Annotated in this window: 14 protein-coding genes; 4 read left to right on the top strand and 10 right to left on the bottom strand. The window is 71.7% G+C overall.

Going from position 1 to position 20,254, the window contains the following annotated elements; translation table 11 throughout:
* Positions 1 to 35: 35 nt before the first annotated feature.
* A complete protein-coding gene (locus tag H297_RS0109605; RefSeq protein ID WP_199787175.1) occupies positions 36 to 2,114 on the bottom strand; it encodes a TerD family protein in 2,079 nt (692 codons plus the stop codon).
* A 497-nt stretch (positions 2,115 to 2,611) separates the two neighbouring features.
* Here H297_RS0109605 and H297_RS43195 point away from each other — a divergent pair, with 497 nt between their 5' ends.
* The gene (locus H297_RS43195) at positions 2,612 to 3,100 is read left to right on the top strand and encodes a hypothetical protein (protein ID WP_158693662.1); all 489 of its coding nucleotides are present in this window, start codon (positions 2,612 to 2,614) and stop codon (positions 3,098 to 3,100) included.
* A 396-nt stretch (positions 3,101 to 3,496) separates the two neighbouring features.
* On the opposite strand, the gene glnA is transcribed toward H297_RS43195, so the two are convergent.
* Entirely contained in the window at positions 3,497 to 4,912 is a 1,416-nt protein-coding gene (glnA, locus tag H297_RS0109610; RefSeq protein WP_027736861.1) for a type I glutamate--ammonia ligase, read from the bottom strand.
* A gap of 312 nt (positions 4,913 to 5,224) precedes the next feature.
* Here glnA and H297_RS0109615 point away from each other — a divergent pair, with 312 nt between their 5' ends.
* Entirely contained in the window at positions 5,225 to 5,695 is a 471-nt protein-coding gene (locus H297_RS0109615) for an RDD family protein (protein ID WP_078513866.1), read from the top strand.
* A gap of 383 nt (positions 5,696 to 6,078) precedes the next feature.
* Here H297_RS0109615 and H297_RS0109620 read toward each other — a convergent pair whose 3' ends face one another.
* The 4 genes from H297_RS0109620 to lipB all read right to left on the bottom strand — a co-directional run bounded on the left by H297_RS0109620 (position 6,079) and on the right by lipB (position 9,391).
* On the bottom strand, positions 6,079 to 6,768 hold the full coding sequence (locus H297_RS0109620) for a DUF4191 domain-containing protein (protein ID WP_027736863.1): 690 nt from the start codon (positions 6,766 to 6,768) through the stop codon (positions 6,079 to 6,081).
* A 69-nt stretch (positions 6,769 to 6,837) separates the two neighbouring features.
* The gene (locus H297_RS35535) at positions 6,838 to 7,062 is read right to left on the bottom strand and encodes a hypothetical protein (protein WP_037793414.1); all 225 of its coding nucleotides are present in this window, start codon (positions 7,060 to 7,062) and stop codon (positions 6,838 to 6,840) included.
* A 427-nt stretch (positions 7,063 to 7,489) separates the two neighbouring features.
* Positions 7,490 to 8,437: a lipoyl synthase gene (gene lipA, locus H297_RS0109630; protein WP_027736864.1), complete on the bottom strand. Its 948-nt coding sequence runs from the start codon at positions 8,435 to 8,437 to the stop codon at positions 7,490 to 7,492.
* Positions 8,438 to 8,548: 111 nt separating this feature from the next.
* Positions 8,549 to 9,391, bottom strand: coding sequence for a lipoyl(octanoyl) transferase LipB (gene lipB / locus H297_RS0109635; RefSeq protein ID WP_037793416.1), 843 nt, complete (start codon positions 9,389 to 9,391; stop codon positions 8,549 to 8,551).
* A gap of 271 nt (positions 9,392 to 9,662) precedes the next feature.
* Here lipB and H297_RS0109640 point away from each other — a divergent pair, with 271 nt between their 5' ends.
* Positions 9,663 to 11,360 (top strand): NsdA family TPR-like regulatory protein, encoded by a 1,698-nt coding sequence (locus H297_RS0109640; RefSeq protein WP_037793417.1) that lies wholly within the window; start codon positions 9,663 to 9,665, stop codon positions 11,358 to 11,360.
* 15 nt (positions 11,361 to 11,375) lie between these two features.
* Here H297_RS0109640 and H297_RS0109645 read toward each other — a convergent pair whose 3' ends face one another.
* Positions 11,376 to 12,701: a sensor domain-containing protein gene (locus H297_RS0109645; protein WP_051351722.1), complete on the bottom strand. Its 1,326-nt coding sequence runs from the start codon at positions 12,699 to 12,701 to the stop codon at positions 11,376 to 11,378.
* Positions 12,702 to 13,224: 523 nt separating this feature from the next.
* On the opposite strand from H297_RS0109645, the gene H297_RS35540 reads away from it, so the two are divergent.
* Positions 13,225 to 15,417, top strand: coding sequence for an MMPL family transporter (locus tag H297_RS35540; RefSeq protein ID WP_078513898.1), 2,193 nt, complete (start codon positions 13,225 to 13,227; stop codon positions 15,415 to 15,417).
* A 107-nt stretch (positions 15,418 to 15,524) separates the two neighbouring features.
* On the opposite strand, the gene H297_RS0109655 is transcribed toward H297_RS35540, so the two are convergent.
* From H297_RS0109655 to H297_RS0109665, 3 genes are read right to left on the bottom strand one after another with little or no spacing between them, the layout of a single operon-like run.
* Positions 15,525 to 17,060 (bottom strand): APC family permease, encoded by a 1,536-nt coding sequence (locus H297_RS0109655; protein ID WP_486589463.1) that lies wholly within the window; start codon positions 17,058 to 17,060, stop codon positions 15,525 to 15,527.
* Complete coding sequence (locus H297_RS0109660) at positions 17,060 to 18,610, bottom strand: GMC oxidoreductase (RefSeq protein ID WP_027736869.1); 1,551 nt, start codon at positions 18,608 to 18,610, stop codon at positions 17,060 to 17,062. Before H297_RS0109660 ends, H297_RS0109655 begins: the two co-directional genes overlap by 1 nt.
* Before the next feature lie 24 nt (positions 18,611 to 18,634).
* Complete coding sequence (locus tag H297_RS0109665; protein WP_027736870.1) at positions 18,635 to 20,101, bottom strand: aldehyde dehydrogenase family protein; 1,467 nt, start codon at positions 20,099 to 20,101, stop codon at positions 18,635 to 18,637.
* Positions 20,102 to 20,254 lie beyond the last annotated feature (153 nt).

The raw sequence follows: 20,254 nt of genomic DNA on the forward strand, positions 1-20,254 counted from the left end.
TGCAGCATCGCGCCGTGCACCCGCCCGGGGCAGCCTCATCGAGCGCCGGCAGCTTCCTTCGCCGGCGCTCTCCGCAACGGCGGCCGGTCCAGGTGGACCACCACCGTCGTGTAGAAGCGGTGGACGGCGTCGTCGACGCTGCGGATGAAGCCGGACTCGGCGTTCCCGCGACCGCTTCCCATGCCTTTGAAGAGGGAGAGACGGAAACCGGTGATGGCCGCGTCGGCATTCTTCGGCAGCATGTCCGCCGGCTCCGGGCGCAACCGCTCCAGTGTGCCTCTCGGTCCCCCGTTCACTCCCTCGACCAAGGTTTCCACATGGAGGTCCGCGGGCGCCTCGGACAGCCGACGGACGAGGCGTTTCGCCCAGCTCAGGGGATACCCCTTCGCCGGTGCCGGGATCTCGATGGAGGTGCGGAGCTTGCCGGTACGCAGGTCGGCGCCGATCGCCAGGATCCCGGGCGCGCCCTCGATACGCAGCTCGGCCTGCAACCTCCCTTCCAGGCAGAGCTGTTCGGCCATACGGTTCCGGCGCGCCTTCGGATCCGCTCCCCGCTTGGCGCGCCGGACGGGCAACACCTTCTGCCCGAGTTCGCCACCGAGGCTGAGGCAGAGCTGACGCACGAGCCGTTCCCAGCTCTCGACCACGTCCAGGGCGCGAGGATCGCCGTTGCACAGCGTTTCGTCGTTGATCCCGTTGCGCACGGGCACCCAGCCGGGCCCCATGTTCTGAAAGCCGTGGCAGCCCGAGTTCTCGTGCTGGAGATAGTGGAGCAGTTCCTGGAGCAGCCAGGCGTGCGTTCTGTCCCCGACGCCCTCGTGCCGGATCAGCACCTGTGCCTGGTAGGCGACCTCCGCCCACGACAGGTGCCAGAGTGCCACCTTGTGTTTCCGTCGACCGTCGATCTTGACGTCGACGAGCGGGCTGCCCTCCAACGCGACGTCGTTGGACAGCGTGATCACAGCCTCGTACCCGCGCCGTGCGGCGATGTCCATGTACGCCTGCACCTGCTCGGCACGGAGAGCACTTCCGTTGGTCTTCGTCTCGACCAGTGCCGTCCACAACTTGCCGGCCCGCTCGACGCGTATCACGCCGTCAGGGCGCCGCGGGGTGTCACCATGCGGGAGCGTGACCTCTGTGAACGTCTCCATCCGGCCCGCAGGCGCCCCGAACCCCGCCAGGAGTCTCCTGCCGAACTCCGGCACCTGTGCCATGACCGACAGCAGCACCGAGGTGGCACGCACCTCCCGGTCCCGATCGCTCTTGAGCGCGGAGACCGGAACGAGCCTGGCCCCGGCCCAGGACTCGTTCTCCGCCAGCGTCTTCCTGACCACCTTGGGCATGGTGACGCGCTTCTTCGCAGTACGAGGCCGTGCGGCCCGCGCCCTCGGTACGTCGTCCGCCCCCGGGGCGCCGTTCGCCCCCGCGGCGCCGACCGTCCTCGGAACGTCGTCGGGGAGCCGGGGAGCCGGGACGGGGACCGGCGTCGTCGGGACCGACTCCACCGCCGGAGTCGCCGCCGAAACGTGGGCTTCGTCGCCGGAGTCCGCGTCGTCCAGCGCCTCGTCCGCACCCGCGTCGTCCTCGACGTCGACACCGAAGTCCGCGGCCAGGCCGGCCAGTCCGGACTCGTACCCCTGACCGACAGCGCGGAACTTCCACTCCTCTCCGCGCCGGTACAGCTCACCGAAGATGATCGCGCTGACCGCGGCGGCGTCGTCGACGGCGAATCCGAGGAGGCACTCCCCTCCCCCGTCGGCCAGCGTGACCTTCAGCTCCTCCAGGTCCCCCAAGCCGGTCCCGCCGTACCGGCTCGCCGCCACCACGATCCGGTCGACCTCCGGTGGGACGGCAGTCAGATCGAAGCTGATCCGGTCCTCGTCACCGTTCTCCGTCGGCGTCTTGCCGAGGAGCCGCACACTCCCGTCCGCGGCCACCGGGTTGTTGTAGAAGTAGAAATCACTGTCCCGGCGCACCTTGCCGTCCGCGTCCACCAACAGGACCGACACGTCTGCGTCGCCGTCCCCGGTCGGGCTGACCCACCTCAAGCCGACGATCACCGAATCCAGGTGCGCGCTCAGGGTCGACAGAGCGACATTCGAGCCCTTGACCATCTCGTACACGAAACCCCCCAAGTCGTACACATCACGCATACGAGGCTATGCTCCACCCGAGCTACCCACCGCGCGACATGATGTGATGTACAGAGCAGGAGCACTGTAGTACCTCGCTACCCCGCGATCGGGGCAGCGGTGGGTGTGGGGACGTCACCGAGGGGCGGCCTCGTCACGGGTGCCCCGGCCGACGAACTGGCCGTCGTCCAGGACGATCCAGTGGTCCGCCGCGGACGGCTTCGCCGGTGTGGTCCGCCTCAAGAGCGCATTGGGCTGGTGAAGGGCACACAGCCCACCTGGCACGGGCAGATCGCACCGACTGACCCCCGCCAAACTCTTGCCCGGCCACGGCGGGGCAGCCGGTCGTCTAGGGCGAGGGAGTTGTCACCTCGCCGGGCCACACAGATCGCCACGCGGCTTCGAGATGCGCCTCCGCGCCGCCATGGCCGGAAACGTATTCTTGTCGTCGATATCCGCGGTTCTTACCGTCCCGTGGCATGGACTCCACAGCCTTCGACGTGATCAGGCGACTCGGTGACCTTCTGACTGTGCAGGTGAACTCATCGCCCGAGCTCTTCGCCGGAGTGGAGAAGGCAGCCGCTGCCGTCGACCGCGAGCGAGCAAAGAAGAAGACCGCGAACGAGGGCCACGGTCCCCGCAAGCCGGACCTGCGTCAATTACCCCGAGCTGAGCATAGCCCTCTGCAGACAACTCCGTGGGATCTGCTCGCCACGTTCGCGCGCGCTACGACCCTGGCCCGGCAGGGACGAGGCAGAGGACTGGCTGAGCACTGGCAGGGGCTGAAATACTGCCGAGCCTTCGCCGCCGACCGGCACGGAAGCCTACGCCTCACCACTGAAGGAAAGGCTCCCGAGCAGTCCTACCGGGCCATGCAGGCGCGGGAGCTGGGCAGTGCGGACGGTGAGGTCGAAGCCGTTCGATGGCCGGCTTGGAGGCTGTACGAGACAGACGAACAGCGTGGATAACTCTGGCCCGTGTCATCACCCGGCACGTCCCTCGCTCTCCACATGCCCGGCCCGCTGAGCCCGCGCACCCTGCAACTGGACGCGGCGAAAGGCCGCACCGCTCCAGCGCTTGGGGCCGCCTGCCGGGACCGAGTGCCTTCTCTGCGCCACCCGTTCTGCTCGCCCCGCACAGCCGGGCGGGCCCGGCGCAAGAGCAACGAGGGCCGCCGTCCCAGGAGTCGGGACGGCGGCCCTCGCCGGCAGAGCCGACGCAGCATCAGCGATTCGGGGTCTCGGTGTACAGCCGGTGCGCACGAGGGTGGGAACGAGCCGGGAGCGATGGGAAGCAGCGAAGACTGTTTCCGCTGGTCACGGCAGGTTTCCTAGGCTCCGGCCCAGATAGGCCCGGCCCGCACTTTAAATGTCGAAGTACAGCTCGAACTCGTGCGGGTGGGGGCGCAGTTGCATGGGGGCGATTTCGTTGGTGCGCTTGTAGTCGATCCAGGTCTCGATGAGGTCGGAGGTGAAGACGCCGCCGGCCTGGAGGTATTCGTTGTCGGCTTCCAGGGCGTCGAGGACGGCCGGGAGGGAGGTGGGGACCTGGGGGACGTCCGCGTGCTCGTCCGGGGCGAGTTCGTAGAGGTCCTTGTCGATCGGCTCGGCCGGCTCGATCTTGTTCTTGATGCCGTCCAGGCCCGCGAGGAGGAGGGCCGAGAAGGCCAGGTACGGGTTGGAGGACGGGTCGGGGGCGCGGAACTCGACGCGCTTGGCCTTCGGGTTGGAGCCCGTGATCGGGATCCGCATCGCCGCGGAGCGGTTGCGCTGCGAGTAGACCAGGTTGACCGGGGCCTCGAAGCCGGGGACCAGGCGGTGGTAGGAGTTCACCGTCGGGTTGGTGAAGGCCAACAGGGAGGGGGCGTGGCGCAGGATGCCGCCGATGTAGTAGCGGGCGGTGTCCGAGAGGCCCGCGTAGCCCTGCTCGTCGTAGAAGAGGGGCTCGCCGCCGGTCCACAGGGACTGGTGGACGTGCATGCCGGAACCGTTGTCGCCGAAGATCGGCTTGGGCATGAAGGTGGCGGTCTTGCCGTTGCGCCAGGCCGTGTTCTTGACGATGTACTTGAACAGCATCAGGTCGTCGGCCGCGGCCAGCAGCGTGTTGAACTTGTAGTTGATCTCCGCCTGGCCCGCGGTGCCCACCTCGTGGTGCTGGCGCTCGACCTGCAGGCCCGCCCTGGTCAGTTCCAGGGAGATCTCGGCGCGCAGGTCGGCGAAGTGGTCGACCGGCGGGGCCGGGAAGTAGCCGCCCTTGTAGCGGACCTTGTAGCCGCGGTTGCCGCCGGTCTCGACGGCGCCGGTGTTCCAGGCGCCCGCCTCGGAGTCGATGTGGTAGTAGCCGGCGTTCGCCTTGGTCTCGAAGCGGACGTCGTCGAAGACGTAGAACTCGGCCTCGGGGCCGAAGAAGGCGGTGTCGGCGATGCCGGAGGAGGCGAGGTAGGCCTCGGCCTTCTTCGCCACGTTCCGGGGGTCACGGCTGTACTGCTCGCCGGTGATCGGATCGTGGATGAAGAAGTTGATGTTGAGGTGCTTCTCGGAGCGGAACGGGTCGAGACGCGCGGTGGACAGGTCCGGGACCAGCGCCATGTCGGACTCGTGGATCGCCTGGAAACCGCGGATCGACGAGCCGTCGAACATCAGGCTCTCGGACGGGTCGAAGGTCTCGGCCGGCACGGCGAAGTGCTGCATGACGCCGGGCAGGTCGCAGAACCGGACATCGATGAACTTGATGTCGTTGTCCGCGATGTACTTCTTGGCCTCGTCGGCGTTCTGGAACATCCATCCTCCTAGTCCCGCCGCGTCGGGACGGGCTTGCTCCGGCTCCGGCGGTACGGCACGGTGGCCGAGCGCCTGGCACCGACCCTAGGCAGGGGCCATTTCTCCAGCATGACTCATCTGTTTCGCCGATGTTAATCGCCGGGTAGCCCCCTCGACCCCTCACCATGCGGAGTCCGGCCGTCACGTTCAGCGGTGCGGCCCGGCCGTCGGCGACCGGAGCGTCCGGCCGCGGCAGGGCGGAGACGCCCACTCTCAGGTAAGCGCAGACGCCCGGCCGCCGACGGCCGGAAACCTGCGCGATACCGTTGTCGGGTGGACAACAGGGACGCAATCGGGTCGTGGCTGTCAGGACCGCGCGCCGCGGCTCAGGACATGGGGGCCGATTTCGGTCACCGCGGCAAACGGCTCGGACTGCCCGCGGAGGGGCCGGGTTCCATCGCGCCGGTCGGACGCCGGATCGGTGCCCTCTTCATCGACTGGGCGCTCTCCGCGCTGATCGCCTTCGCGCTGCTGGCGGACCGCGAGCTGGCGGGCACCAACAACTGGGCGCTGGTCGTCTTCGTCGTCATGAGCGTGCTGACGGTCGGTACGGTCGGCTGCACGCCGGGCAAGCGGCTGCTGGGGCTGCGCGTCGTGGCTCTCGACGGGCTCGGGAAGCTGCCGGTGTGGCGCACCGTGGTGCGCACGGTCCTGCTCGGTCTCGCCGTTCCCGCGCTCATCTGGGACCGCGACAGCCGAGGTCTTCACGACCGGCTCTCGGGGTCCGTCCAGGTACACGACTGAACCGGCGGGCGGACGACCCGGCGGGCCATCGACAAGCAGGCGGGCGACCGGTGGGTAACGGGCGCCTACGCGACTGAGACACCAGACATCGCCGGGTACCCACCGGGTACGCCGGGTACGCCGGGTACGCCGGGTACGCCGGGTACGCCGGGTACGCCGGGTACGCCGGGTACGCCGGGTACGCCGGGTACGCCGGGTACGCCGTTGCAGGCTGCCGCCCCCCGAAACCGCCGTCCCGATGCCGTCGACGGCGCAGGCGCAGCCCGTACGGCGGGCCGGGAGGTCCACGACGAGACGACGGAGGGCGGGGCCGCGTTCGTGTGCGGCCCCGCCCTCCGAGGGGGCTTCTCCGGCCCCAGGGGGTTGTCCGGCAGGCGGTCGGATCAGCGGCCCTGCGGGCCCTTCGGCAGTTTCATCCCCTTGGGCATCGGGCCCTTGGGGATCGGCATGTTGCTCATGAGATCGCCCAGCGCGCGGAGCCGGTCGTTGATCTGGGTGACCTGCTGCCCCTGCAGCGTCCGCGGCAGCTTCATCATCTTGACGCGGAGCTTCTTCAGCTCGACCTGGTCCTCGCCCTCGCCGACGACCATCGTGTGGACCGGGACGTCGCCGACGACGCGGTTCATCTTCTTCTTCTCGGAGGCCAGCAGGCCCCGCAGCCGGTTCGGGTTGCCCTCGCCGACCAGGACGATGCCGGCCTTGCCGACTGCGCGGTGCACGATGTCCTGGTTGCGGTTCATCGCCACGGCAGGGGTGACCTGCCAGCCGCGGCCGATGTTCTCCAGGACGGCGGCCGCGGCCCCCGGCTGGCCCTCCATCTGCCCGAACGCGGCCCGCTCGGCGCGGCGTCCGAAGACGATCGCGCACGCGAGCAGGCCCAGGAGCACGCCCACGATGCCCGCGTAGACCGGGTGACCGATCAGGAAGCCGATCGCGAGGAGTACACCGAAGGTGACGAGCCCCACGCCGGCCAGGATCCAACCGATCTTCCGGTCCACGCGCCGGGTCATCTTGTACGTCTGAGCGATCTGTTTGAGCCGCCCAGGGTTCTCGGTGTTGTCCTTCCTCGCCATGCGGTGAAGTTTACGCGGTGGGGCCGGGCCGGGAGACCGGCGAGGTCGGCTCTCCGGGGAGTGGTGAGGTCAGCGCCGGGAGCCGGGGGACGCCGATGTGGGCACGGGTACGGAGGCCCCGCGCGCCGGTCCGGGCACGGGGGCCCGGTTCAGCAGGGCCTCCGCCTCGTGCCGGGCGCGGGCCCGGCGGCGGTCCTCCAGAACCGCCGTCCACGCGTTGCGGCGCGCCACCTGGTGGCCGCGGCCGAAAAGGATGTGTTCCAGACCTTCCAGTGCCCACTGAGTGGTCCGCACTGTGCCCTCCGTCAGTCATCCAGCGTCGAGAAGTCGCGCGCGCCCGGCAGTCCCGTCCGAGCCGTCCCCGTCGGGCCGCCTCCCGTTCGGGCTGTTCCCCTCGGGAGCAGTGCCGTCCGGAGCGGTGCCGTTCGGAGCAGTGCCCGACCGGGTCGGTACCGTCCGGAGCGCTGCCGTTCGGACCGGTTCCGTCGGACTGTGCGCGCTGCGTGGTTCCAGCGTCACGCATCGGTGTTACCAGCCGATGACCGGCGGGTCAAAGCCCGGACAACGCTGTGCGGCGAAGGTCACGTTGCGGCTTCCCGTGCCTCACCGCTCCCGTCGCACGAACCTCAGCCGCCCCTTCGGTCCCGCGCCGCGGGAGCCGAGCCGCCGCGCTCCTCCGGGGAGCGGCCACCACCCCGCGGACCCTCGGGCAGGCGCCGGGTCAGGCCGCGGAGGACTCGTCCGCCCGGCGGGCCTCGATCGCCTGCTGGTAGAGGCGCCCGGCGCGGTACGAGGAGCGCACCAACGGGCCCGACATGACGCCGGCGTAGCCGATCTCGTCGGCCTCGTCCTTGAGCTCGACGAACTCCTGCGGCTTGACCCAGCGCTCGACGGGGTGGTGGCGGGGGGTGGGGCGCAGGTACTGGGTGATGGTGATCAGTTCGCAGCCGGCCTCGTGCAGGTCGCGCAGGGCCTCGCTGATCTCCTCGCGGGTCTCGCCGAGGCCGAGGATCAGGTTGGACTTGACCACGAGGCCGTCCTCGCGGGCGCGGGTGAGGACCTCCAGCGAGCGCTCGTAGCGGAAGCCGGGGCGGATCCGCTTGAAGATCCGGGGCACCGTCTCGACGTTGTGGGCCAGCACCTCGGGCCGGGAGGAGAAGACCTCGGCGAGCTGGTCGGGCTCGGCGTTGAAGTCGGGGATCAGCAGCTCGACGCCGGTGCCGGGCATCAGGTCGTGGATCTGGCGCACGGTCTCGGCGTAGAGCCAGGCGCCGCCGTCGTCGAGGTCGTCGCGGGCGACGCCGGTGATGGTGGCGTACCGCAGCTCCATCGTGCGCACGGACTCGGCGACGCGGCGGGGCTCGTCGCGGTCGAGCTCGGCGGGCTTGCCGGTGTCGATCTGGCAGAAGTCGCAGCGGCGGGTGCACTGCTCGCCGCCGATGAGGAAGGTCGCCTCGCGGTCCTCCCAGCACTCGAAGATGTTGGGACAGCCCGCCTCCTGGCAGACCGTGTGCAGGCCCTCGCTCTTGACCAGGTTCTGGAGGGCGTTGTACTCGGGGCCCATTTTCGCCCGGGTCTTGATCCACTCGGGCTTGCGCTCGATGGGGGTCTGGCTGTTGCGGACCTCCAGGCGGAGCATCTTGCGACCGTCGGGTGCGACAGCGGACACGTCCGGCTCCCTACGTACTTTCGATTCAGCGGCGGGTAACAGGCTACGCCTGCGGTCGTGGGCTTCCGAACGGGCCGGGACCCCGCAAGGCTCCGGTCCGTGACGGGAGGATCAGACCGCGCGGGGCAGGGGCGCCGAGGACTCCAGTACCTCGCGCAGGTGCTTCTCCATCAGGGGAAGCACCTCGGAGACGGGAACATTCCTGCCCACCTCCTGCGAGAGCGAGGTGACGCCCGCGTCCCGGATGCCGCAGGGGATGATCTGGTCGAAACCGGTCGTGTCCGGGTTGCAGTTGAACGAGAAGCCGTGCATGGTCACGCCCTTGGCGACCCGGATGCCGATCTGCGCCATCTTGCGGTCCTCGCGGCGCTGGCCGGCGTTGGAGGGCGCGTACTCGGGCCCCATCAGGCGTGGGTCGTACCCCTCCGGGTCCGCCTGGCCGAGCCGCGGGTCGAAGTCGAGGGAGAGGCCCCCACCGGAGGCCGTCCCGGCGCCGGGACGGTCGGCCCTGGCGATGTCGTCACCCAGCACCCACACCCCGCTGCGCCCCTCGACGCGGGTGGTCTCGACGCCGAGCTCGGCACACACACGGATCATGGCCTCCTCCAGGCGGCGCACGTGTGCGACGACGTCCACGGGGCGGGGCAGCTTCAGGATCGGGTAGCCGACGAGCTGGCCGGGGCCGTGCCAGGTGATCTTGCCGCCGCGGTCGACGTCGACGACGGGGGTGCCGTCGAGCGGCCGCTCGCTGTCCTCGGTGCGCCGCCCGGCGGTGTAGACGGGGGGGTGCTCCAGCATCAGACAGGTGTCGGGGATCTCGTCGGCGAACCGCGCGGCATGCACCCGCTTCTGTTCCTGCCAGGCGTCCATGTAGTCGACGGCGTTGCCGCCGAAGCCCAGGTGGACGAAGCGCAGTTCGCCGTCCGCCGGGCCCTCCAGCCGGGGTTCTCCCATGCCTCTCTCCTTCGTCAGCCCGCGGAATGCCCGCTCGCCGCCCGCGGTGGCGGATTCCGCCGCCCGCGGCGGCGCGCCGCTCCGCGCTCGCGCCCACCGCCACTCTACGGCCGTCCTCGCCCGTCCTCGCAGGTGGTCACCTACTCACACGTACGGATGAATACGTGACGAAGGCGGCGAACGATGTACGAGGGACCGTTACATTCGCGCCGTTCCAGCAGGGCGCCCCGGCGTCTGACACAAGCCGTGAGGGCAGGAGACCGTGAAGCCGATGACGATGGAACGACCTGGGGAGTCGGTCACCGACGCCACCCAGCCATCCCAGCAGCGCATCCCGAACCGCCAGCTCGCCGCACTGATCGCGGAGGCGGGCTTCTCCAACGCGGGCCTGGCCAGGCGCGTCGACCAGCTCGGCCTCGAACACGGTCTCGACCTGCGTTACGACAAGACATCGGTCACCCGCTGGCTGCGCGGTCAACAGCCGAGGGGGACGACGCCTGCCCTGATCGCCGAGGTCTTCACCCGGCGGCTGGGGCGGCGGCTGACGGCGCAGGACCTGGGCCTGGACGCCTGCGCGCCCGTCTACGCCGGGCTGGAGTTCGCCGCGACACCCGCCGAGGCGGTGGACATCGTCAGCGGGCTGTGGCGCAAGGACTCGGGCAGCCACGCCGAACTCCGCAAGATCGCCTTCACCCCGGCCGGGCTCGTGGTGCCGAGCCGGGACTGGCTGATCGGCCGGGCCGACGAGCGGGTGGCCCGCGGCCCCGAACCGGACGGAGCGCCGCATCCCGGGCCCGGCGGAAGCGTCCCCGGCCATGCCCTCCCCGCCGGCTCGGCCGGTGCGGGGCCTCCCGGGGCCGGCACGGGTCCCGCCCGCGGGCCGGGGGCGGGGCCGGGACGCGGTGTGCCCCCCGGTGCGGGTGCCGGGCGCGGGCCCGTGGTCGGCGCGGTGCACGGCGGCGGCCTGCGGCTGCCCGCCCAGTCGCGGGCCGGCGGCACCGGGCTGGCGACGCGGCCCCCCGCCCTGACCGCCGCCCGGCTGGACCGGGTCGAGCGTGGCCCGGGGCAGCGGGTCTCGGGCGGCGACGTGGCGGCGCTGCGTTCGGTGTGCGAGCTCTTCCGCGCCCTGGACCACGCCTACGGCGGCGGCCACGCGCGGCAGGCCCTGGTGCGGTATCTGGAGCACGAGGCGGAGCCGATGCTGCGCGGCGTCTACGGCGAGCAGCTCGGCAGACGGCTGTTCGCGGCCGCCGCCGACCTGACCCGGCTGGCGGGCTGGACGTCCTACGACATCGCCGCGCACGGGCTGGCCCAGCGCTACTTCGTGCAGGCGCTGCGGCTGACCCAGGCCGCCGGTGACCGTGCTTTCGGGGCGTACGTGCTGGTGACGATGAGCCGGCAGGCCGTCTACCTGGGGCACGGCCGGGAGGCGGTGCAGCTCGCGCGGGTCGCCCAGCAGGGGGTGGGCACCTCGGTGCCGCCCGCCGTCCAGGCACTGCTGCACGCGGCGGAGGCGCGGGGGCACGGGGTGCTGGGCGAGGTGCGGGCCTGCACCGCGTCGCTGGCCCGCGCCGAGCGTGCCCTGGAGGTCGCGCGGCCGGGCGAGGACGTGCCCGGCTGGGCGCGGTTCTTCGACGACGCGCAGTTGGCCGACGAGTCCGGCCACTGCCACCGGGACCTCCAGCAGTACCGGGCCGCCGCCCAGCACGCCGAGCGCTCCTTGCAGTTGCGGGGAGCCGGGTTCGCCCGCAGCCGGCTCTTCTGCCGGGTGGTGCTGGCCACGGCGCGGCTGGGGCTGGGCGAGATCGAGCAGGCCTGCCAGCTCGCGGCGGAGGCGGCCCACCAGGCGGCGGAGATGCGCTCGGTGCGGGCGCACGAGTACGTACGGGACTTCGAGCGGCGGCTGGAGCCGTACCGGGACGCGGCTGCGGTGCGGCAGTACCGGGACAAGGTCTCGGCGCTGGTGTGAACCGTCCCCGCCGGTTCACCTGTGGGTCAGGGGCCGGCAGGGGATCTCCATGGTGACCATGGTGGGGCCGCCCACCGGACTGCTGAGGGCCAGGACGCCGTCGAACTGGCCCAGGCGGCGTTCGATGCCCGCGATGCCGGAGCCGCGGGTGAGGTCGGCGCCGCCCCGCCCGTCGTCGGTGACGGCGATGCGCAGCATGCCGCCGTCGGCGTCGCTGTGGTGCACATCGATCCAGATGTGGTCGGCGTCCGCGTGCTTGACCGCGTTGGTGAGGATCTCGCTCACCGCGAAGTAGGCGGCGGACTCGACCGGTTCGGCGAAACGTCCGGGCAGCTCGATGTCGACCTCGACGGGCACCTGCATGCGCAGGGCGAGGGCCTTGGTGGCGTCGCCCAGGCCCCGTTCGGCCAGGACGGGCGGGTGGATGCCGCGGACCAGGTCGCGCAGTTCGGTCAGCGCCTCGGCGGACGTCTGGCGGGCCTGGGCCAGGAGGTGCTTGGCCTTGGCGGGGTCGTGTTCGACGAGGGCTTCGACGGCTCCGAGGCTCATGCCCATGGACACCAGGCGGGCCTGGGCGCCGTCGTGCAGGTCGCGTTCGATGCGGCGCAGCTCGGCGGCCGAGGTGTCGACGGCGTCGTGCCGGGTCTCGTACAGCCGCTCGACGCGCTGGGCGAGCTGGGCGCCGTGGGTGGGGGCGAGCAGGGCGCGGGCGAGCTGGAAGTGGGCCGTGATCAGGTACGGGTTGGCGTAGCGGGCGATCAGCAGCGCGAGGGTGCCGAGTGCTGCGGCACCGACCGCGTCGCCGAAGGTCTCGATGTGGATGAAGCCGTACCAGTAGCCGCCGGCGACCGCGTGCCACAGGCCGGCCGGCAGCACCCAGCCCTCCAGGCCCCAGCCGATCAGCGCCACCGGCAGCAGGGCGAGCACGAAGCCCGCCACGGCGTCGCAGATCAGCCAGGTGAAGTCCCGCCAGGTGGCCGGATCCTTGAGCATCTCCACCGTGCGCGCCACGTGCCCGGTGATGCCTCCGGGCCCGGGCGGCAGCGGCCGGTAGGGGTCCAGGATGCGCAGCCCCGCCCAGTCGGCGGCCAGGGCGCGGCGCTGGTTGGCGTGGATCCGTACGGCGTGCAGGACCCAGGGGGTGGTGAAGAAGCCGAGGCCCAGCAGCAGCAGGACGACCGACAGCAGCGTCACGACGAACAGGGTGAGGGAGAGACCGAGGGAGAGGAACATCAGCGACAAACCACGCGCGGTGGCGAGCAGTGCGGACGCCGTACGGCCCCGCCGCCTTCCGGCGGGCTCCGGCGCCCCCACCCGCTCCGTACCGTCCTGCCGTGCCATGCCCGTCCTCTTCTCCTCGGCCACCGCCCGCCCGGCTCCGTGTCCCCGGCGCTGCTGGGTGCCCGCCTTCCGGACACGGTGACAAGTCTGCGCGCGACGGCCCCTGCTGCGCACTCGTCCGAACGCCCGTCCTGGGGGTGGACCTAGCCCCACCTTCCGGTTCTCCTTTTGCCTCCCCGGTCAGGGGGGTTCGGCGGCTGGGTGGCCCGGGCCGCCGCTTCTAGCGTCGTTCCCGCTCGACCCAGGTACGTCCGAGACCAGGAACGGGGACCTTGTGACCAGACCGACGACCGGCTCACCGACCGGCCCGCCCACCGGAGCACCGCCCACCGGCAGCCTCCCTCCTGCGCCCGCTTCCCCGCCCTCCCCGCCCTCCACGCCCTCCGCGCCCCACCGGGCACGCCCCTCCCGCGGGCGGCGCCCGGGCCCTGCCGCGCGGCTCGGCGGATGGAGCACGCGGCACCGGAAGACGGCGGTGATCGGCTGGCTGCTGTTCGTGGTGCTCACCGCGACGCTCGGTGGAATGGCCGGACTGACCGAACCCACCGGCGCCGAGATGTCCGTCAGGGACTCCGCACGCGCGACCGCGATCCTCCAGGACGCCGGGGTCGAGGAGCCGCCTGCCGAGTCGGTGATGGTCACCGGCCGTGGGAAGGGCGGCTGGCGGACGGCCGCGGCGGACGTCGTACGGGCGGTCGAGGGCACCGGCCGGGTGAAGGACGTTCAGGATCCGCTGCCTTCCGAGGACGGCAGGGCCGCGCTGATCGGCTTCCACATGCGGGGCGATGCGGACTCGACGGACGTGAAGCCGGTCACCGAGGTCCTGGACGCGGTCGAGAAGGTGCGCGTCGCGCACCGCGACGAGGGCGTCGAGATCCACCAGTACGGCGAGGCCAGCGCAGGCAAGTGGCTGGACGAGATCCTCGGTGACGACTTCGCCAAGGCCGAGTGGACGGCCGTGCCGCTGGCCCTGGGCATCCTGCTGGTGGCGTTCGGTGCGCTGGTGGCTGCGCTGCTGCCGGTCGCGCTCGCCGTCACCGCGTTCCTGGCTGCGAACGGCATCCTCGCGCTGGCCTCCAGCCAGTTGCACATCGACGAGCAGACCAACTCGGTGATGCTGCTGATGGGGCTCGCCGTCGGCGTCGACTACTGCCTGTTCTACCTGCGCAGGGAGCGCGACGAGCGGGCCGCGGGGCGGGACGCCGAGACCGCTTTGCGGATCGCCGCCGCCACCAGCGGACGCGCCGTCCTGGTCTCGGGCCTGACGGTGATGGTGGCGATGGCGGGGATGTTCCTGTCGGGGCTGCTGCTGTTCAAGGGGTTCGCGGTGGCCACGATCCTGGTGGTGTTCATCGCGATGCTCGGCTCTGTGACGATCCTGCCCGCCCTGCTGTCGTGGCTGGGCGACCGGGTGGAGAAGGGCAGGCTGCGCCCGCTGGGCAGGCGCAACGGCCGCGCCGGCCGGCGGGCTGCTGCCGCCCGCCGCGGAGCCGGCGGGCGGATCAGTGGGACCCTGCTGCGCCCCGTGCTGGCGGCACCCGGGCTGTTCGCCGTCGCCGCCGCCGTGGTGATGCTCGCGCTGGCGGCGCCCGCGCTCGGCATGAAGACCGAGCAGCTGCCCCTGGAGAAGCAGATGGCGCAGGACGCCGAACTGCGGGTCAGCGCCGAGAGGATCAGTGAGACCTTCCCCGGCGGTCCCTCCCCGGCGCGTGTCGTCCTCAAGGCCGAGGACGTGCGCTCCGGGACCACCCGGGACGCGCTGGCACACTTCCGTGCCGCCCTGCGCCAGGACGGCACCCACTTCGGCAAGGGCGTGCGGACACAGGTGCACGCGGGCTCCGAGGTGGCCGTCGTCGACGTACCACTGGCCGGGAACGGGACCGACGACGCCTCGCTCGCCGCCCTGCACACCCTGCGCGAACAGCTCGTGCCCGACCTGCTGGAGCCGGTCGCCGCGCACGGCCAGGTGTACGTCACCGGGGAGCTAGCCGACTCCACGGACTTCAACGACCAGCTCGGGGACGGCATCGTGCCGGTGTTCGTCTTCATCACGGCCGTCACCTTCCTGCTGATGCTCGTCTGCTTCCGCTCGCTGCCCGTCGCGCTGGCCTCGATCGTGCTGAACCTGCTCTCGGTCGGCGCCGCGTACGGGGTGATGACGGCGGTCTTCCAGCACGGCTGGGGGGACGGCCTGTTCGGCACCGAGGCCGTGGGGGCCATCGAGTCGTGGATGCCGCTGTTCGTGCTGGTGGTGCTGTTCGGCCTGTCGATGGACTACCACGTCTTCGTGGTCTCCCGGATCCGTGAGGCCAGGGACCGGGGCGCCGGCACCCGGGAGGCCATCCGTGAGGGCGTGCGGGCCACGGCCCCGGCAGTGACGGGTGCGGCCGTCATCATGATCGCCGTCTTCGCCGTGTTCGCGACGCTGTCCATGCAGGACATGAAGCAGATGGGCGTGGGGCTGGCGGTCGCCGTGCTGCTGGACGCCACGCTGGTGCGCATGGTCCTGCTGCCCGCGGTGATGATGCTGCTGGGCGAGCGGAACTGGTACCTGCCGCGGTGGCTGGGATGGCTGCCGCGTGTGGACCACGGCGGTGCGGAGGATGCGGAGGGACTGGTGGATGCGGGGGGCCTGGAAGGACACGGCACCGCGACGCCGACGGCGGCCGCTCCCCCGGCCCCGGGCGACGCCTCCGCCCCGCAGCGCGTGGGGTGAGGCGCCACGGTGGCGCCCCGCGTGCCCGGCGGCGGGGCGGGGCGCCACCGCGGTGAGGCGGTGCGCGCCGGCTGACGGGGGGGTCGGCGCGCACCGCTGCCGCGCGGTCAGCGCGTGCCGTGTGCCGCGCCGGCCCTCGCGGGTACCGCATCGCCGGAGGGGGCGTCACCGCGTCCGTAGTGGTGGGTGGTGAACATGTACAGCGCTCCGGTGCCCAGCACGATGCCGCCGCACAGCAGCACGATGTAGTTGGAGTACCAGGGTTCCTCGGGGGTGCGGGCCCAGCAGATGTTGACGATGGCGAAGATGCCGTAGGCCAGGGCCGCGCTGTTGACCAGCACTCCCCAGCGGCCGAGCGTGAACTCGCCGGTGGCCTGCCAGCCCTTGAGGCGGGCCCGCAGCGCGGCGAGGACGACCATCTGGAAGGCTCCGTAGATGCCCAGGATCGCGAACGAGACGATCTTGGTGAGGGCGTCGGCGGAGATCAGCGAGCCGAAGGCGATCAGGGCGGGGACGACGGCGGCCACCAGCAGCGCCACCTCGGGGACGGCCCGCTTGTGGGAGAAGCGGCGCAGCAGCCGGTGGCCGACGATCATGCGGTCGCGGGCGTAGGAGTAGATGAGGCGCCCGGCGGCGGCCTGGAGGCTGACGGTGCAGGAGAGGAAGGAGATGAGGACGACGGCCATCACCAGCCGCGCCCCGACCTCGCCGAGCGCGTCGAAGAGCAGGTTGACCACCGGGTCGGTGTCCTTGCCGGAGATCACCGCGTTGTAGTCGGTGACCGACAGCAGCAGCGAGCCGCAGGTGAAGGTGGCCGCGGCGCCGCCCACATAGATGGTGCGGCGCATCGCCTTGGGGATGACCTTGCCGGGGTGGGCGACCTCCTCGGCGGTGTCGCCGCACGCCTCGAAGCCGTAGTACTGGTAGAAGCCGATGATGGCGGCGGCCAGGAAGACCGGTACGTAGGAGCCGTCGCCCTGGGTGTCGTAGGTGTCGAGGACGACGCCGACGCCGTGCATGCGGTGGGTCGACAGCAGGTAGATGCCGACGATGAGGGCGCCGACCAGTTCGGCGCTGAAGCCGATGACGGCGGCGAGCGAGAGGGCCCGGGTCCCGGCGAAGTTGATGAGGGCGGCGACGACGATCAACAGGACGGTGCAGACGACCGTGGTGTGCACGGTGGAGTCGAAGCCGAAGAGGATGGCGACGTAGGGGCCGGCGCCGTACGCCACGCTGGTGATGGTCACCAGCAGCGCCCACATGTAGACCCAGCCGGTCATCCAGGCCCAGCGCATGCCCCACAGCCGGCGCGCCCACGGGTAGACGCCGCCCGCGATGGGGAACTGCGCGACGATCTCCCCGAAGACGAGGGCGACCAGGAACTGGCCGCAGCCCGCGAGCAGGAACGCCCAGATCATCGGCGGCCCGCCGTCGGCCAGCGCGGAGCCGAAGAGGGTGTAGGTGCTCACCACGGGTGAGAGGTAGGTGAAGCCGAGGGCGAAGTTGGCCCACGGCCCCATGTCCTTGCGGAACTCCGTGCCGTGTTCCCCGTGGCCCCCGTGCTCCCCGTGCCCCACCCGTCCCCTGTGCCCCCCGTGCCGGCCGCCGTCCCCGGCGCCGGGGACGGCGGCGGTGCCCGCCATCAGCGTTCGGTCCCGTCCGGCAGCGGGCCCGGGCGCCCGGTGAGCAGGTCGGCGGCGCGCTCGGCGGCGAGCAGGACGGTCACCATCGGGTTGACGGTGGGCATCGTCGGGAAGACGGAGGCGTCGACGATGCGGACGCCTTCCTGGCCGCGCAGCCGCAGTTCCGGGTCGACCACGGCCGCCGGGTCGTCGGCGGCGCCCATCCGGCAGGTGCCCGCCGGATGGTAGACGGTGTGCGCGGCGCGCCGCCCGTACTCCGACAGCTCCTCGTCGGTGACGAGGTCGAGGCCGGGCGCGGTCTCGCGGGCCAGCCAGTCGCGCAGGGGCGTCGTGTTCGCCACCTCGCGGGCCATGCGGAGCCCGTCGACGAGGGTGGCCTCGTCGTGCCCCTCGGGGTCGGTGAAGTAGCGGAAGTCGAGGGCGGGGTGCTTGGCGGGGTCGGCGCTGTGCAGCCACATCCTGCCGGTGGAGCGGGCGCGCGGCACGTTCGGGGTCATGCACACGCCGTGCGGGGGCGTGGGGTGGCCGAGGCGGGCGGTGTTGACGGTGAACGGCACCTGGTAGAAGTGCCACATCAGGTCGGGCCGGGGCTGGGCGGTGTCCCGGCGGACGAACAGCCCGGCGTCGGAGTCCATCGCGGAGTTGGGCGGCAGCGGCTCCTTCGTCTCCCACACGATCACCGTCTCGGGGTGGTCGAGCAGGTTCTCCCCCACGCCCGGCAGGTCGGCCAGCGGCTCGATGCCCAGCGCGCGCAGCTCGTCGGCGGGGCCGACGCCGGACAGCAGCAGCAGCCGCGGGGTGTCCACCGCTCCGGCGCACAGCAGCAGTTCACGGTCGGCCGTGATCGTCCCTGTGGTGCCGTCGGCGTACCGTACGGCGACCCGGGTGAGCCGCCCGGCCGCGTCCCGCTCCAGCCTGTACGCCCAGGTTTCGAGTTGCAGCGTCAGGTTGGGGCGGTCCATGACGGGGTGGAGGTAGGCCACCGAGGCGGAGGAGCGCCTGCCCGTGGCCGGGTCGTAGGCGAGGGAGAAGAAGCCGGCGCCGTCGGGGAAGGGGGCGCGGTTGAAGTCCTCGACGACGGGCACGTGCAGGGCCTCTGCGGCGGCGGTGACGAAGTCGCGGGCGATCGGGTTCCGGTCGGCCTCGCCCACGGGCACGATGGTGTTCTTCAGCCGGTGCCGGTAGGGCAGGATCGTGACCGGGTCCCAGCCCGCGCAGCCCTTGGCCACCCACTCGTCCAGGTCCTCGGGGAAGGGCAGGAAGCTGATGAGGGTGTTGTGCGAGGAGCAGCCGCCCAGGACGCGGGCCCGGGAGTGGACGATGTGCGAGTTGCCGCGGGGCTGTTCGGTCGTGGTGTAGCGGTAGTCGTAGTCGGTCTCCAGCAGGTTGATCCAGTTGCGCAGTTGCAGCACGTTCTCGTCGCCCACGTCGCTGGGCCCGCCCTCGATCACGCACACCCGGCAGTCGGGGTCCTCGGTCAGCCGGTCCGCCAGCACGCACCCCGCGGTGCCGCCGCCGACGATGACGTAGTCGTATCCGCTCTCGCTCATGCGGTTCTCCTCGGCCTTCGCCGCTCAGCCCTTGAACCAGCCGGAGGGGGCCGGTTTCAGGTTCTGGTAGACGTGCTTGGCCTCCTGGTACTCGCGCAGCCCGGTGGGCCCCAGCTCGCGGCCGATGCCGGAGCGGCCGAAGCCGCCCCATTCGGCCTGCGGCACGTACGGGTGGAAGTCGTTGATCCAGACCGTGCCGTGCCGCAGCCGGTTCGCCACCCGCTGGGCGCGGCTCGCGTCGCTGGTCCACACGCCGCCGGCCAGCCCGTAGCGGGTGTCGTTGGCCAGTTCGACGGCCTCGTCCTCGGTGCGGAACCGCTCGACGGTGACGACGGGACCGAACACCTCCTCCTGGACGACGCGCATCGAGCGGTCGCAGTCGGCGAAGACGGTCGGCAGCAGGAAGAAGCCGTCCGCCAGTGCGGGGTCGTCCGGGCGGCGGCCGCCCGTCACGAGCCGGGCGCCCTCCTCGCGGGCGATCTCCAGGTAGCGCTCCACCTTCTCGCGGTGCTCCGCGGAGCTGAGCGGCCCGGACTCGGTCATCGGCTCCAGCCCGTTGCCCAGCCGGATGGCGCTCGCCCGGGCGCCGAGCTCCGCCACGAACCGGTCGTGGAGGCTGTCCTGCACGATCAGCCGCGACCCTGCCGAGCACACCTGCCCGGAGTGCAGGAACGCGGCGTCCAGGGCGTAGTCGAGGGCCGCGTCGAAGTCGGCGTCCGCGAAGACCACGTTGGGGTTCTTGCCGCCCAGCTCCAGCGCCAGGTTCTTCACCCCGGGCGCCACGCTCTCCATGATCCGGCGCCCGGTGGCCAGCCCGCCGGTGAAGGAGACCATGTCGACCTCCGGGTGCGCCGTCATGGCGGCGCCGACGCCCGCCCCGGAGCCCAGCACCAGGTTGGCCACCCCGGGCGGGGCGCCCGCCTCGGCGATGAGGCGGACCATCGCCACCGTCGACAGCGGCGTCGTCTCGCTCGGCTTGAGGACGAAGGTGTTGCCCGCGGCCAACGCCGGTGCCACCTTCCAGGACGCCTGGAGCAGGGGGTAGTTCCACGGCGCGATCAGCGCGCACACGCCGACCGGCTGGTACACGACGCGGCTGAGCACGTCGGGCCCCACGTCCACGACCCGGCCGCCGTCCTTGCCGGCCAGCTCCGCGAAGTAGCGGAAGGCGTTCGCGACGTCCTCGATGTCGATGCGGGCCTCGGCGAGTGTCTTGCCGGTGTCGAGGGTCTCGGTACGGGCGATCTCCTCCTGGTCGCGCAGCAGCAGGTCGTGGACGCGGTGCAGCACATCGGCGCGGTCCCGGGTGGGGGCGCCGGCCCAGTCCGCCCGCTCGAAGGCCCGCTTGGCGGCCCGCACCGCCAGGTCGACGTCGGACTCGTCCGCCTCGTCGACCGTGGTGATCACCGAAGCGTCGAACGGGTTGACCACCTCCCGCCGGCCGCCGGCCGCGGCCTGCCGCCACTCCCCGTCGATGAACAGCTCCGCCATGGCGCCCGTCTCCCTCGCTCGGTCCTGACCGGGCGTCACGATGACGCGGGGCGGCCGCGGCAGCCACGGGACGCACCGTCGGTGCCCACGTCCGGGGCGATAATCAGCACTGATGGGGCAACGCGGTGATCCCCCGTACGGACCCGGCACAGC

The sequence above is a fragment of the Streptomyces sp. CNT360 genome, assembly GCF_000424785.1.

Excerpts from the sequence above, each read along its gene's own strand:
- H297_RS0109605 (WP_199787175.1), bottom strand. The coding sequence starts at position 2,114 with ATGGTCAAGGGCTCGAATGTCGCTCTGTCGACCCTGAGCGCGCACCTG.
- H297_RS43195 (WP_158693662.1), top strand. The coding sequence starts at position 2,612 with ATGGACTCCACAGCCTTCGACGTGATCAGGCGACTCGGTGACCTTCTG.
- glnA (WP_027736861.1), bottom strand. The coding sequence starts at position 4,912 with ATGTTCCAGAACGCCGACGAGGCCAAGAAGTACATCGCGGACAACGAC.
- H297_RS0109620 (WP_027736863.1), bottom strand. The coding sequence starts at position 6,768 with ATGGCGAGGAAGGACAACACCGAGAACCCTGGGCGGCTCAAACAGATC.
- lipB (WP_037793416.1), bottom strand. The coding sequence starts at position 9,391 with ATGGGAGAACCCCGGCTGGAGGGCCCGGCGGACGGCGAACTGCGCTTC.
- H297_RS0109640 (WP_037793417.1), top strand. The coding sequence starts at position 9,663 with ATGACGATGGAACGACCTGGGGAGTCGGTCACCGACGCCACCCAGCCA.
- H297_RS0109645 (WP_051351722.1), bottom strand. The coding sequence starts at position 12,701 with ATGGCACGGCAGGACGGTACGGAGCGGGTGGGGGCGCCGGAGCCCGCC.
- H297_RS35540 (WP_078513898.1), top strand. The coding sequence starts at position 13,225 with ATGGCCGGACTGACCGAACCCACCGGCGCCGAGATGTCCGTCAGGGAC.
- H297_RS0109655 (WP_486589463.1), bottom strand. The coding sequence starts at position 17,060 with ATGGCGGGCACCGCCGCCGTCCCCGGCGCCGGGGACGGCGGCCGGCAC.
- H297_RS0109660 (WP_027736869.1), bottom strand. The coding sequence starts at position 18,610 with ATGAGCGAGAGCGGATACGACTACGTCATCGTCGGCGGCGGCACCGCG.
- H297_RS0109665 (WP_027736870.1), bottom strand. The coding sequence starts at position 20,101 with ATGGCGGAGCTGTTCATCGACGGGGAGTGGCGGCAGGCCGCGGCCGGC.